The sequence below is a fragment of the Pedobacter miscanthi genome, from assembly GCF_003315595.1.
GTDB lineage: Bacteria > Bacteroidota > Bacteroidia > Sphingobacteriales > Sphingobacteriaceae > Pedobacter > Pedobacter miscanthi.
The window spans coordinates 76,326-91,526 of record NZ_QNQU01000010.1 but is presented as its reverse complement, the minus strand read 5'-3'; the positions used below and the strand labels follow the sequence as shown (position 1 = coordinate 91,526).

At 42.6% G+C, this 15,201-nt stretch carries 11 protein-coding genes; 10 read left to right on the top strand and 1 reads right to left on the bottom strand.

Translation table 11 applies throughout. The annotated features are described in order from the left end of the window. Positions 1–14: 14 nt before the first annotated feature. The 7 genes from DRW42_RS13080 (at position 15) to DRW42_RS13055 (ending at position 6,629) form a co-directional block, all read left to right on the top strand. Complete coding sequence (locus DRW42_RS13080) at positions 15–383, top strand: hypothetical protein (RefSeq protein ID WP_113949274.1); 369 nt, start codon at positions 15–17, stop codon at positions 381–383. Between the two features lie 11 nt (positions 384–394). Then, positions 395–613 (top strand): 3-isopropylmalate dehydratase, encoded by a 219-nt coding sequence (locus DRW42_RS13075; protein WP_113949273.1) that lies wholly within the window; start codon positions 395–397, stop codon positions 611–613. Further along, positions 600–914 (top strand): hypothetical protein, encoded by a 315-nt coding sequence (locus tag DRW42_RS13070; RefSeq protein WP_113949272.1) that lies wholly within the window; start codon positions 600–602, stop codon positions 912–914. The genes DRW42_RS13075 and DRW42_RS13070 overlap by 14 nt, the downstream gene beginning before the upstream one ends. Before the next feature lie 236 nt (positions 915–1,150). Then, positions 1,151–1,879: an ImuA family protein gene (locus DRW42_RS13065; protein ID WP_113949271.1), complete on the top strand. Its 729-nt coding sequence runs from the start codon at positions 1,151–1,153 to the stop codon at positions 1,877–1,879. A gap of 4 nt (positions 1,880–1,883) precedes the next feature. Then, positions 1,884–3,074, top strand: coding sequence for a Y-family DNA polymerase (locus tag DRW42_RS13060; protein ID WP_244215268.1), 1,191 nt, complete (start codon positions 1,884–1,886; stop codon positions 3,072–3,074). Between the two features lie 50 nt (positions 3,075–3,124). Next, the gene (locus tag DRW42_RS29275) at positions 3,125–3,388 is read left to right on the top strand and encodes a hypothetical protein (protein WP_244215267.1); all 264 of its coding nucleotides are present in this window, start codon (positions 3,125–3,127) and stop codon (positions 3,386–3,388) included. Between the two features lie 10 nt (positions 3,389–3,398). Then, positions 3,399–6,629, top strand: a complete 3,231-nt coding sequence (locus tag DRW42_RS13055) for an error-prone DNA polymerase (RefSeq protein WP_113949270.1) — start codon at positions 3,399–3,401, stop codon at positions 6,627–6,629. 9 nt (positions 6,630–6,638) lie between these two features. Here the strand turns inward: DRW42_RS13055 and DRW42_RS13050 are convergent, their stop codons facing one another. Continuing rightward, positions 6,639–6,818: a hypothetical protein gene (locus DRW42_RS13050; protein WP_147243739.1), complete on the bottom strand. Its 180-nt coding sequence runs from the start codon at positions 6,816–6,818 to the stop codon at positions 6,639–6,641. A 521-nt stretch (positions 6,819–7,339) separates the two neighbouring features. Here DRW42_RS13050 and DRW42_RS13045 point away from each other — a divergent pair. From DRW42_RS13045 to DRW42_RS13035, 3 genes are all read left to right on the top strand, one after another. Then, positions 7,340–8,122 (top strand): hypothetical protein, encoded by a 783-nt coding sequence (locus tag DRW42_RS13045; RefSeq protein WP_113949268.1) that lies wholly within the window; start codon positions 7,340–7,342, stop codon positions 8,120–8,122. 467 nt (positions 8,123–8,589) lie between these two features. Next, positions 8,590–13,722 carry a P-loop NTPase family protein gene (locus DRW42_RS13040; protein WP_113949267.1) on the top strand — a complete coding sequence of 1,711 codons (5,133 nt, stop codon included), beginning with the start codon at positions 8,590–8,592 and terminating at the stop codon, positions 13,720–13,722. Between the two features lie 50 nt (positions 13,723–13,772). After that, positions 13,773–14,819: a hypothetical protein gene (locus DRW42_RS13035; RefSeq protein ID WP_113949266.1), complete on the top strand. Its 1,047-nt coding sequence runs from the start codon at positions 13,773–13,775 to the stop codon at positions 14,817–14,819. Positions 14,820–15,201: the final 382 nt, after the last annotated feature.

Below are 15,201 nucleotides of genomic sequence, written 5' to 3'. Positions count from 1 at the left end.
TAATTTTTCAGATTATGAAAGCTTTACATGAATTAACCAATACGGGCAAGGGGAGACTTTTATTTGAACTTTTTCCCGATGAAATGCCAGCGCTGTTGGATCACCTTGCAGAGGTCTGCACTAATTTCAGAGAAAACCATGAAGAATATAAAAAGAATTGGGATAACGGATTTATGCCCTTTGATTACTGGTTCAGCCTTTCCGAAGAATGTGCGGCATTGCTAAAAAAACACGGCCACACGATGCGTAAGAACAGCAAAGTGTTTTCCGATCAGCTTTTTTATGGGTATACGGCACTTTTTATAGGTGACCGCATTCTAAAATATGCCAGCCATTCGGGCAGTGAAAATTTTAAACAGGCGGTCGCATTGATCTATACTTAGAATCTATAGCCATGAAACAATACATCAGAGACAACGAAGGGAATCTAATTGAAATAGATGACCTGCAGGCGGCCATTTATCAGGTGGCCGATTATATCCATTACCTGCACAGCGATGATGCGCCGGATATGCACCGCTTTGATCAGAAGAGGCAGGCCTATTGGCGCGATATTTTTATAAAGTTGAACCTGTTAAAAAACAGTAAGGAGTCGGGTTATGAGCATAATTAAAACATCCCTGCTGCTAAAACAAAAACTACAAAAAGTGGAAACAGCTATAATTGGCGCAATACAAAACGAACTTATCCGCATCGGCAGGCGAGTGGATAGCAAGGAGTTCGAACATGTTCCTTTTGATGCTGAGCTTGAACAGTATATCGAAGGCTTGCGATTAGATATACACGGGGCAATCTGGGTAGATACTTCTTTTGATGATATCGGGGAAAAACCGCTGATCGGTTTTTTGTCAGATGGGGAGATATGCCTTGAATTTCTACTGGATTTGCTAACCCAGCTCGAAGAAATCAGTTAATTGTTCTTGTTTAGCTACCTAAACCTTGATCGCATTTGCGGGAGGGCTTTTTTTACGGCGCTTTAAGTGATGGATGAAGTGAAATTTATAACATATTGGGAGTGCTGACTAGCGTCTTTTTTTGTCCAAGATTAAAACTTATCCACAATATTTGATTTACTAAAAATTTTAGTATTAATTTTGCTTAAGATTTTATTGTTGCTAATAAAATTAGTTTTATGTAAAAAAGGGGTATTATGGAGGCAAAGCGTGAACTGATCGAAAAATTACAGCAGGATATCCTGCTTTGGCAGGGCTTTAAGGCTTTACCTTCTGGCCATTCAAAATCTGTTGGTCTGGGCAGCATCGAAAAAGCTTTTCCAGGTGGCGTGTTTCCAAGAGGAGTGATCCATGAATTCCTGAATTTTTCGCCAGAACATTCCGCTGCCAGTGATGGCTTTATTGCAGGATTGCTTTCGGTGCTTATGAATGAGGGTGCGGCCTGCGCCTGGATCAGTAGCTGCAGAAAAGTATACCCCGCTTCGCTCAAGGCGTTTAATGCTGATCCCGAACGTATAATCTTTATGGATGTCGAGTTGGAAAAAGATGCGCTTTGGATTGTGGAAGAGGCATTGAAAACAGAAGGACTGGCTGCTGTGGTAGCGGAAGTGAGTACTTTGAGCCTGGTCGAATCCCGCCGTTTACAGCTGGCGGTGGAAAAAAGTGGTGTGACTGGTTTTATCCTTAGAAGGGATGCCAAAGGGCTTTCTTCTACCATTGCTACCGCGCGCTGGAGAATTACACCTTTGCCCAGTGAAACCGAAGATGGGCTGCCTGGCCTTGGTTTTCCGCGCTGGAACGTGGAGCTACTGAAAGTACGTAGCGGAATGCCCGGCAGCTGGACGATGGAATGGGCAGCAGATCAGTTTGCAGAAGTAAAACCACAGCAGAAAATGACCGCTATAGATTACCGCCGGTCAGGATAGCCCCATGAAAAGGTATGTATGTATATGGTTCCGCCAGTTGCTCTGTGACTGGCAGCTGATCCGAAGGCCGGAGCTAAAGGAGATCCCTTTTGTTTTCGCTGCACCGGACCATGGCCGTATGCTTGTTACCGCAGTCAGTGAACAGGCCCTCAACTTTGGCGTTGAAATGGGCATGCGTGCTGCTGATGCTAAGGCCATTTGTCCAGGTCTTGAAGTTCTGGATGACAAGGCTGGACGGGCTGAGAAACTGCTCAAAGGGCTGGGAGAGTGGTGTATCCGCTATTCGCCTTTTGTAGCAGTGGATAGTTTTTTAATGGATGGGCTGATCCTGGAGATCAGCGGCTGTGCACATCTCTGGGGAGGTGAGCGGGAATACCTGAAAGAAATTGTCTCCAAATTAAAAAGTAAAGGTTACACTGCTCGCATGGCAATCGCAGATACTGCTGGTGCTGCCTGGGCGGTTTCGCATTATGGCAAAATTACGCCGATCATTCCCAACTCCGCGCAGGCGGAAGCACTGCTTTCTCTGCCGCCCGAAGCCCTGCGGCTGGAGGAGGTAACTTTGGCCAAATTGCGCAAGCTGGGTTTTTACCAGATCAAAAGTTTTATTAACATGCCCCGCTCAGTCCTGCGCCGCAGGTTCGGTGATGATTTCCTGCTGCGGCTTGGTCAGGCCTTGGGAACAGAGACTGAGCTCATCACGCCTTTGCAACAGGTTGTTCCTTTTACCGAGCGTCTTTTTTGCATGGAACCGATCCGTACCCGCACAGCGATTGAGCTGGCCATTCAACGGTTGCTGGATATTTTATGTGCTCAATTGGCGAAAGAAGGTAAAGGGCTCCGCTCCGGGACTCTGAACTGTTTCCGCATTGATGGTAAAGCGCAACAGGTAAGCATCGGCACCAATGCAGCCAGCCATAGTGCCGGGCATTTGTTTAAATTATTCGAGCTTAAGATCGAGCAGATCCGTCCAGGGCTGGGGATTGAAATGTTTGTACTGGATATCGGTAAAGTGGATGATGTAGCGATCGACCAGGAGGCGCTATGGGAATCCCGGCCGGGATTAAATGATAAAAGCGTTATCCGCTTACTGGACCGCGTGGCGGGAAAAGTAGCACAAAGGTCATCCAGCGTTATCTGCCTGCTACGGCTTATTGGCCGGAAAGGGCAGCAAGGCCTGCTCGCTCTATTTTAGATCAGCCGCTTTCAGACTGGAGAACAGATCAGCCCAGGCCGACTGAGCTTTTGCCACGTCCGGAGCCCATCGAGGTAATGGCACTGATCCCCGATCATGCACCAAAATTTTTTATCTATAAGGGTTTACGGCACCAGGTGACCAAGGCAGATGGTCCTGAACGTATCGAAAGGGAATGGTGGCTGGATCAGGGTGAGCACCGGGATTATTACCGGGTAGAGGATGGAAACGGCTGCCGTTACTGGTTGTTCCGTTCAGGCCATTATTATGAAAGAGAGCGTAATGATTGGTTTATCCATGGATTTTTTGCTTAAATATTAGCGTATGGAATATAGTGAATTGCAGGTGACTTCCAATTTCAGCTTTCTCAGGGGCGCTTCGCATCCTAATGAGCTGATTGATCAGGCGGCGGCCTTTGGCTACCGAAAGATGGCCATTACTGACCGCAATACCTTGGCAGGTATCGTTCGCGCTTATGCTGCGGCAAAGGAAAAAGATATTCAGCTGATTCCGGCCTGCCGTCTGGATCTGCTGGACGGACCCAGCCTGCTTGCTTATCCAACCAATAAGGAAGCTTATGGCAGGTTATCCGCTTTACTGAGTATGGGCAATATCAGGGCTGAAAAAGGAAAATGTTTTCTAAATAAAGCCGATGTCTATGCCCATAGTAAGGGCATTTTATTTATGGCTATAATGCCGCCAATGCTGGATCGTAGTTTTAATTTTGAATCCAGTTTTGTCTGTGCACTTGAAGAATACCGGGAGGCATTGGGGCGCGCTTTATATCTTTCGATGAGCCGTTCTTATTCTGGTGATGATGATAAAAAACTTTTTAGGATCAATCAGCTTTCTGATCGTTTCAACATTCCGATAGTGGCAACTGGTGATATTCATTACCATGATTCATCTCGTCGTGAGCTGCAGGATGTACTAACCTGCGTGCGGGAGAAATGTACGATTGCTGATGCTGGCTTTCGTTTGCACCAGAACGCTGAACGCTATTTAAAGCCAGTGGCAGAGATGCATAGATTGTTCCGCAAGTACCCTGAGGCGATCCGAAACGGGCTGGAAATTTCCGAGGCATGCACTTTTTCGCTCGATGAGCTTAAATATGTTTATCCCGAAGAGATCAATAAAAGCGGCAGGACGCCGCTTGCTGAACTGGAATACCTGACCTGGAAGGGGGCAAAAGAAATCTATGGAGATACGGTTCCCGAAAAAGTTGTGCAGATGATCAACCATGAAATGGATTTTGTCAAACAGATGGATTACGCGAATTATTTTCTTTTTGTGGAAGATATCGTACGCGAGGCACGTAGCCGCGGTATCCTCTGCCAGGGTAGGGGTTCAGCGGCAAATTCGGCGATCTGTTTCTGCTTGGGGGTTACTTCGGTCAATCCCATGAAATTCGACCTGCTTTTTGAACGTTTTATTTCGCCTGCCAGGAATGAGCCGCCTGATATCGATGTGGATTTTGAGCACGAACGCCGGGAAGAAATTATCCAATATATCTATAATAAGTATGGCCGCGAACGGGCAGCAATCGTGGCGACCGTTACCCAGCAGCACCAGAAAGGCGCCATCCGCGATGTAGGCAAAGCAATGGGTTTATCGGTAGATACGATCAATAGATTATCCAGCTCCATCTGGGAGTTTACCGATGAGTGGTTTGAGGGTAAAAGGGTGACTGAACAGGGACTGAATCCGGAAGACCCGCATTTAAAAAAGACCCTGGAGCTGACCTCCCAGATGATGGGCTTCCCCCGCCAGTTGGGCCAGCATACCGGGGGATTTGTGGTAACCAATGGCAAATTGACCGATCTTTGTCCGATCCTGAATGCCAGGATGGAAGACCGCACTAATATCGAATGGAACAAGGATGATATCGATGCACTGGGATTTTTAAAGGTGGATGTGCTGGCACTTGGCATGCTAACCTGTATCCGAAAGGGCTTTGATCTCTGCAAGCAACATTACGGGCTGAATCTGACTTTGGCCAATATTCCCCAGGATGATCCAAAGGTATATGAAATGATCTGTCACGCCGATACGCTGGGGGTATTCCAGATTGAAAGCCGTGCGCAGATGTCGATGCTGCCGCGTTTGCGCCCAAAGGAATTTTATGATCTGGTTATTGAGGTTGCTATAGTACGGCCTGGCCCAATCCAGGGGGATATGGTACATCCTTACCTGCGCCGGCGCAATGGTGAAGAAGCGGTAGATTATCCTTCCCCTGAGCTTGAGGAAATCCTGGGCAGGACGCTGGGTGTTCCGCTTTTTCAGGAACAGGCGATGAAGATTGCGATAGTTGCGGCGGGTTTTACTCCGGCAGAGGCTGACGGGCTAAGGCGGAGCATGGCAACTTTTAAGTTCAAAGGCCTGGTGAACCAATACGAAAAGAAACTCATTGATGGAATGCTGGCTAAGGGTTATACCGAGGAATTCGCCAGGCGTATTTTTAAACAGCTGGAAGGTTTTGGTAGTTATGGTTTTCCTGAAAGCCATGCGGCCAGTTTTGCATTATTGGTTTATGTTTCCTGCTGGCTAAAATGTTATTATCCGGATGTCTTTGCAGCAGCCTTGCTAAATAGTATGCCCATGGGGTTTTACCAGCCTGCTCAGATTGTGATTGATGCACAGAAACACAGTGTTCAAGTGCGTGAGGTGGATATCAACCATTCTTTGTGGGATAACCACTTGGAAGAAATGGCTGGTAAATATCATGCATTACGGCTGGGATTCCGTCAGATCAAGGGCATTTGTGAAGAGGAAATGCAGGTTTTGACCGGGCACCGGGGAAAGGACTATCTTACCATCACAGCGCTCCGCGATGCTGGGGTGTCACTGGCCACGCTGGAACGGCTGGCAGACGCGGATGCTTTCCGCTCCATTGGCCTGGACCGCAGAAAGGCGCTATGGGAAGTTTCTGCCTTGCAGGATATGCCGGAGCAGCTTTTTAAAGGCCAGCCTTCGGAAAGCAAGCTGGAAACGCAGGTGGAGCTGCCGCTAATGAGTGCCGGTGAACATGTGGTTCAGGATTACGCAACTGTTGGACTTTCGTTAAAAGCGCATCCGGTGAGCTTTGTGCGTGAGCAGCTGGATTTATTGCATATCCGCTCGACGCATCATATTAGTACTGTTACCACCGATGGGCAATTGGTCAAGGTAGCCGGCTTGGTTTTAGTGCGCCAGCGTCCGGGAACTGCCGGTGGGGTATGTTTTATCACCATAGAAGATGAGACCGGTTTTTCTAATCTGGTGGTTTTTGAAAAGCTGTTTGAAACTTATCGCAAGGAAATTCTGCAAGCGCGCCTGCTGATGGTGGAGGGACGGCTGCAAAGAGAAGGTGAGGTGGTACATGTGATTGTTAGCAAGTGCTTTGACCTCACCAAAATGCTGGGTAAGCTGGTGCAACGCGAGCAGGATGACTTGCCGGTTTTAACCTTATCGCGCGCGGATGAAAAAAGTGCGCCATATCCAGCGCACAATAAAAGAGCCCAAACCCGCGAGGAAGTTCCCAAAGCAACTTTCCATGCTGGGCGAAATTTTAAGTAAGCTTTGGACCTAAACTTCGGTGTTTTCATCATTCAGATCTTCGCCTTTTTCATGGTTAATGGTAAAGCTGAATAACCAGGACTTGAATGTCATCGATTTCTTTTCATTTGGTTTTATGTTTCCCTTGAAGGTAAATGCAGCGAAGCCAAATATTGGCAATAGGGCTATGATGAGGACAATTATCGTCATATCAATATATTTTAAGGTCAAAAAAAGTGTTTCAATCATGTTCACGAAGTTGAGGCTCAGTATTGCATCCATAGTATTTATATTATGTACTTAAAATAATAAGCACTAAGTTAAGGCCGGACCGGATACGAGAATAGACGGACTATAACCGAATTACCACGCTTTCATCGAGTGCTATTTCATTCTGCAACTATTGGATTATTTAAAATTAGTACCTATTACCGTATAGATAAAATTGTTAAATTTTTTCTTGTGAATTTTGATGGTTTTTTGGGAGGTTTATTTGGTTGAGTCTTATGCCTCGAAAAATATCCAAAATAATTTTAAGCTGAATTCAGGTATTGACATTAAGAATTTTTATTTCTATAATTGTGTAAGCTTTTTGGCAAGCTTGCTCGTTCGTGCAAAGATCTATTCAGCCAATTAATTGTTTAATAATGCAAACCTCCTGCTTATTATCCAAACAAGATTACGAACGCAAATACAAAGGATAGTTAAGTAGGTCTAAACAGGAATGTATTATGACACCTATTGAGTATTTAAAACTCCAAGCAAAAAATCTTCACAAAGATTTCAAAACCCAAACCTCTTCATTTGATCCTAAACTGCGGCGTAACGTGTATGACTACGATCCGAAATTTTTCAAGTTCGACTTGCTCGTACATGACTTCAATATTAATGAAGAAAACTTTAAGTTAGGGAATGCCCTGCATGTAATTGCAAAATTATGCGGCCTGGATAAGTGGTCAGACTTTTCAAAAGCTTCGCCAGCCAAAATTGAGTTATCATTTTTACTTTATGATAACATGGATAGAGTTAGTGTACGGGACTGGGTTGATTACCTTTCGCATATTGAAACTGAAAATAAAGTAAAGCTTGATGATGAATTTAAATTGCAAATCTTTACAGACGTTTTCCTGGAAGGAGAACAAGACATTTATTACGATGATTATCGACTGTTAAAAGACGAAGATATTGAAATTGAATGGGAAAAGGATGACAGTGTATCAAGTGTTCCTACCACAAAAATATCTTCGCTCCCACTAAATAAGGATGACCGTGAAGAATTCATTACGGCAGCAAATCAGGCATTTGAGCGTGTCTTTGAGCGTATCGAACCTGAGAATCCCGAGTTGACCCGTTTGTTATGGGATGCGGAAAAATTCATTGATGAAGATGTATTGACACCTGATATGTTGCCAATAGACCGTAACTATGCGCTTTCTTTAATCGACTCTTTTTCGGTTGGCTATGTTATCCAATTAGCAGCTCAGGCTGATGATCAGTCTTTAAACCTTAACTAAATTATTATTGGTATTTTTTAGTGAAGCGGATAGTTCAGATTTCGCTTCACTTCATTTACCACAAAGCTACTATGGGATTTTAGGACGTTATCCAATGTCATCAGATCTTTGGTAATGAAAGTTAGGTAAATGATCACCGGCTGCGTGCTCCAGCGATGATGCATACATAATAAGTTTATCTCTGGCTTGCAATTTGCTGAACATTATTTGGGTTGCGCCCTTCTAAAATCTTCTATTCAGAATTAAGTTTGGTTTGCTTTTTTTTCGCTAATCAGGTCATTAATGATGAAAATATAAAAGCGCTATATGCTGATCCCCGACAGCAGGCGCTAAGAGCGCAATATCAGAAAGGGAAGCCTTCGCAAAAGTGATGGGCCTCTGTTGTAAAAGTTTCTTTTGTGGATAAATTCCTCCCAGTGATCAGATAATTTTGATCCACACTTTTTACCTTAGGGGAATACATAACCATGGGGGAAATCGCAACAACTTTACAGACTGGAATGAACGGTACAACGTACGAGGATAACGTTGTTGCCTACCTCTCGCTTTGCATGCTCTGCAATAAGCAGCCATTTGGTCCAACATTTGGGACTATCGTCCGCATCGAATTGCAGATGAGAGCGAACGGCTGGTTATTTGATGATGTGGTTTTGACGATGGATTCCGGAACGGAAGAATATAAAATTGGATTTTCGATAAAAAGCAATCAGCATATTAATAATAATGGGATTGATTCTGAGCTAAACCAGCTGTTGTGGCAACAGTATCTGGAGAAAGAAGACAATCCTTTTAACAGCAATAAAGATTACTGTGGTCTAATTCAACCACCGCTGGCCAGAAAACTGGGCGAGGATTTAGATGCGGTGATTCAACAGGCCAGACTTCAGGATGCAGCTGTTTTTTATCAGAAAAACACCAAACACAAAGCAAATTCTGTACAGAAGCGTTCAATATATCTTTCATTTCAGTGTCCGGATTCCTTGTTTGTGCTTTCTGGATTGAAGAAAGAAGAATCTGTGTTGATGTTGTCAAAATTTGTTTTCTTTTCGTTGGACTTAAATGCAGCTCAGTCTACTTCGGCCGAAAGAGCCCTGGATTTTTGTGGTGAATTATTGGAAAACCCCACAATTGAAGAGAAAACAAAGCTTTACGCATTTTTAAGATCTATTCCCAGGGATTTTGCACCGTTTGGTGGTTATCTTGATTCAATAAAACTTATAGGGCTTCTGCTGCCAGTTTTTAGGTTAAAAGATTTTCCTGTCTTCAAAAAAGACTGGGATAAGGTTAGGGAAAGAACAGCCCTGTCAATTGGGATTTTGCAAGATACAATTGGAGGAAAGATTAATTTTTCGAGAACTAATCAGCTGGAATTAATCCAGAAAAATTTTATTAATAATCACATCTGTATACTATCAGGCAGCTCGGGAGCAGGGAAAACGATAGCTGCCAAAAAGTTTGTCCAAACAGTTGCGTCTTCTGCAAATGTAATTTGGCTGGAGGCAGTGGATTTTGAGTTACCCAACTTAAGTAATGGTCTCGGCCTTGAACATAGCCTGGAAGAACTGATTGAGAAGGGTACAACCAGACCATCTTATTTGATCATTGATGGGCCGGAAAAACTTACCAACCCACAACAGCAGGATAGGCTGGCAAGATTGCTCCGGTTTATTTTAGCACTGGGCGATAGTTCCTGGAAAATTTTGTTTACCATCCCTTCCGACAGTGTCAGTGAGGTTTACCTGTTTCTTAGCAGAAGAAATATTTCAGTTACAAGCGATGCGCTTGTTATGGTAGAAAATCTTGGTGAGCGTGAAAATATAGCGTTGATAGAAGCCTTTCCGGAGCTTGCTAGACTGATGCTGGATGAAAAATTTCGCAAAATTGTCAGTAACCTTAAACTTTTAGACAAGCTATCCTATCACATTTCGCAGCTGAGCCATGATGAGGACACTTTTTCAGAAACAGTTATAATTGATTTGATCTGGAGGGAGGAGATTGAAAAAATGGGCGTAAAGCACCCTTCCTTTATGATCGCTTTGGCTTCAATACAAGCAGACAGCCTTAACCTAACTATTGATACCTCTCGGTTTACCACGAGTGATCTGGATCCGGTTGATGATCTGGTTACCAGAGGGTTTCTTCGCTTTCGTGACGGGAAGATAAGTTTTGTTCATGATCTATACGGAGATTGGGCGAGATACCGGCATTTTCGTTCTTCTAGCGATAAGTTCAAAAGTTTTACAGAAGAAAAAAAGGTTTCAACAATTATGTGGGACCGGGCAATACAACTCTACGCTCTTTTTCTGCTAGCGCGTGAAAGTGGCAGTAATGCCTGGCAAAAGCAGTTTATGGGCTTAAGTTCCAGCGAGACCAAAAGTATCATCATACAAGATGTTTTTCTGACAGGACTTTTTATCGGTTCAAACTCAGACCAAAGCCTTGAAACACATAAAGAATTATTGTTCAAAAAAGAGGGGGAGTACTTAAAGCGTTTAATTGAACTATTTCTCATCAAGGCAACTACAGTCAATCCCGAAGTCTTAAGAAGTTGCAGGGAAGTTGGAATTGCAGAACAAAAAGCAATAGATATCGACCGTTTACCAATATTTCACTATTGGCCACCAGTATTGGATTTTATTTTAGGGAATCTTGAAGTTGTTGCGGGCTTGGATGAAATCGGGCTTTCAAAAATGGTATTCATTTGGTTAAAACATGCTCCCAGCTTTCTCTTGCGGGACAGGGCCGTTAAAATCGCAATTCATATTGTTGCCAAAATAGCATCAAAACGTAATACCTATCCAGGTGGTGAAGTGAAGGATGCAAACCAAAAGGCTATTAAAGCCATGTTATTCGGATTTGCAGAAGCAAGGGCGGAAGTCAAGGAACTCAGCCTAAAGCTTGCCTGTAGGGAGAAAGAGAAGTTAGAAAATTACATCCCCAATGATCATAGGACCAAGCCCTGGCCTGATGGACCAACAAGCCGGATAAATGAAGAGTTCAGGAAAGTGTGCATGGAGGCCGACACTTTAACACCCATGTATCTGCTTGAGCCAGGATTGGCTGGCGAGCTACTTCTGGCCTGTATTATAGATGAACCAAATGATATCCCCCCCTTTTATCACCGTCCCGAAGATGGTAATCTTTTTATCGTCAATGATTTTGACTATAATACGCCGTTTTTCTTACGGGGACCGTTTACAAATTTTCTAAAATTTAGCCCCCATGAAGCTATTGGTTTTATCTGTAAATTGACGGATTTTTGCACTGATCGTTATATTGAAAAAAACTATCACAAGGATGATGGCCCCATTGGCCTTTCGGTTGGTATTGGAGAGCATTCGAAATTTTTCTTTGGTGATTACCGGGTGTTTGGCTGGAATAAAGACATGGGAACAGCAGGTACGCCCGATATGTTGATATCGATTCTGATGTCTCTGGAAAATTTCCTGTATGATAAGCTGGAAGAGGCCGTAGATATTTCCCCTTATCTTGAGTATATGCTGGAAAAAACAAAATCCCTCGCCATCCTCGGACTTGTTTTTGTGGTGGGGAAATCCAAGCCTGTACTTTTTGATGCCATCCTGCATGATCTTCTTATTAATTTGGATTTGGTATATTATGACAGGATGTATAACTCGAAGTATGATGCATGGTCTTATATCGGCTTTCCAAAGTCCTGGTATCCGCAAAAGGAAAAGTGGGACAAGCGCAGCCAGCGCTTTACACCCATAACGGCAATTCTCCATCCCAAATTTATATTGGATTCCACATATCGTGAAAATTTTGAGCGAGTGATTAAAGCCTGGAAGTTACGGGCGGAATCAGCCCCGTCTGATAAGAATCTGGGACAGTATGCCAATGACCTGCTATATTATTTTGATCTTGAAAATTATAATTTGGAATGGAGAAATGATGAAGTAATTAGCTACAGTCAAAAACCATTACCAGTACCCAGCACAAAAAAAACACGTAAAAAGAAAACCGAATCTGCTAATCTTTTTGTTGAAGAGTATCAGCAAATGCAGGCAATAAAAGACGGAGAGCTGCTGAATTTGGATGAATCCAAAAAGTATTTTGAATCCTTAACCACTCTTGTTCGAATTTGGGAACAAAGTGGACCGTATAAACCCGATAAATATTCGATCCACTCCCCATATACCCATATTACAGCAGTAGCGGCCAGGTTGATTTTTTCAAGCAAAATCTGGGAAGATGAGCATTTCGGGTACTGGGAATATATAGCTAACACCACATTGGCTATTTTAAAACACAGATTTATTAACCTGGAAAAATCCCATGAATTCGGTACTGGTCTGAACTGGCATTCTTTCCTGTGCATAATGGCACCTGGGCTTTATTTTCATGATACACAATCCAGGCTAGGCCGCGAAATTATTGCCATGTGTCTGCTGCTTTTTAACCTCGATTCTACCCAGAAGGTTTTCCAGTATGCCGGCATGCTAAGAAACTGGTCCGATCCTGAATTCCTTCAATTGCAGAATCTGCTTTTGAGATATTGTTTTCAAAGTAAACCCTATAAGCCAGACCTTTCTGAGGATTTCAAAAACTTGATTGAGGATTTTATAGATAACCGGATAGCCGGTCTGCCCATGGACTGGGAGAAGTTGAAGCAGCATGAAGTCCGCCTGGCTAAGGGCAGGGGAAGACGAGAGGATAAGGAAAACAGTCCGGACTATTCCCGCTTAGCTCCCGCAAACAATGATTATATTTTAGCTTTTTTTAAAGCATTGCCAATAACTTTGGACTCACTATCACCAGAAGATACACAACTGATCGAAGGTTATTGGCTAAAAGGTATTGCCTATATGATCTATCAGATGGGGCCTATTGTGCCCGGTGGAAAAAAACTTGACGATTTTCCAGACGAGCTTTCAAGGTATATGCTAATGAATCTCTGGACAGTTGTTTTTTCAATAGAAGAGGAGAGCCGGCAAGATGTATTCTGGCAGCCAATTCTGCAATACGGCTATATCGGTGTTAAGCAGATTGAACTATTAATGAGGTGTTTCTACCTCAAAAATATCGATAGACCGGCTGAGCATGGTATGATGGTACAGCTGCTCCACCGAATGGTGATATTTACCAAGGACCTAGAGACCTGGAAGATCGCTTCTGTTGACAGGCAAAGTGACTTCCGGCTTTGTCTCTACGGATTAGATCCCGACACAGTTGGTATTTGGGAAGATGATTTTAGTGATTTTACGGCGCGATGTCAGGATCTTTATTCGATATATCTTACCAAATCTAGTCTCAATCCGTACGTAATGCTAGGCCTTTTAAAGTTTTTGCCTACTCCTTCGGGGATTTTTATGCTTTTTAAAGGGCTTTACACGTTGAATCTCTTTTTTGGCATGGCACTTAAAATGAAAGAGAATGCTCCCGAGGGAAGAATTTATGTCGGCCATCCTAAACACGATAAAAAATTGGAAGACTGCTTGAATACATTATGGCATAAATACCGTGCTAACCTAATTGATGAAGATTCGTTAGTGCTCTTTAGGTTGTTGGTAGAGTACCTCGTGTCAATACGAAGTACAGTCGGGATTGAACTTCAAAAGGCTATGATTTCCGTACTTTGACCTAGCAGAAAAAAAGAAATTCAGTTAAAATCTTTTCAATAAAAATTACAATGGATTCCAAAAAACTGAAGGCTAATCTAGAGACATTAAAAAAGAAAATACCTAAAAAGCCAAAAACTAAACTCCCGGTTTATCCTAAAAATATAAGTGAAAGTTTACAATTGTATCTCCGCCACAGAACGATAGATGTGATGCGTTATGCCTGTTGGATTTACGATGAGCACAATTGGCCGCTTCCTTTATACGTTAACCCTGCAAAAATCAAAATTGGATATCTCAATGAGTTTATGTTTACAAAACTTGGAATGAATGATTTTAAATATTTTGATCTGTTTGGCGGGCTTAGATTAAAGATTGATGAAGCATTTGAGATGCCAAGAAACATTATAACCAGATGTATGTGGCTTTTACGTTATCATAAGCGAAAGAAATTGGAATATTTTGATTATCTCATCGTTCCTTTAATCTGTAGGTTTTTCGGTGTGACAAATATTTCAACCTTCAATATTGAATTATTTAATGAAAACTATGATTATCTGTCTCTAAAAATTATTGAAAACCAGATACTTCAGGAAAAAAGAGATATTGTAAAAGAGATCTTTGCGAATTTTAAAAAGGGTCGTTACGCATCCTGTATTACTTCTATATATCCGATTTTAGATTTTCTAACCCGCCGTTATTTTGATACCAAGGATTTTGGCAAAGATATGGTTTCTGTAAATGCCATGTTCAAGGCAGCTGGATTTGGCGAGCAAGAAATCGATAACCTAAAACCCGGGGCTGCAACCCGGAAACTAATGGTTTTATTGACTAAAAATGAAATCAGCAGGGCAGAATACAAAGTGTTATCTGAAAAACACGAACATGGCCTTGGCTTTGCAGGTATGGCACTCAGTTCTTTCCTTACATTTAGTAACCAGTATTATGGTTACTACAGATCAGAAAAGGGAGATGCAGATGTTTTAAACCGGCATTCTATTTTACACGGGGCAAATAATGATTTTGGAACAAAAATAAATGCGATAAAATTGATTACCTACTTATATCTGACTTTAGAATTGGAACCGGTTCTTAAGATTCTTTTTAAAAATAAGTGATAATGCCTGTTTTAAGCGAAATTCAGTATCATCCCGGATGGAGTAGTCACTTTAGCTGAAATATCCAATTATACAGCGTTTATGGTTGTTACTTACCGGTGTCATTTCCCGGCTTTTCATTGATATATTTTCGGGTGATCATTTCAAGAGAGTCCAGTTTTGTTTTCAATTGGTGGTTTAATTTCTCCTGGGCTGCATTTGACAGGGATTGGATTTTTAAGTTTGATACAGCATCCCTTATATAGGTGCTGTCAGAAAATTTTACCATACGCATTTCCGCTTTGTCAGGAGATTTATAAAGAAAAAAGACACAGGAAAGTGCCGTGGTCCATATACCAATGGAGAGCATAAATCTGGAGGCACGCAGTATGTCTGCGGTATT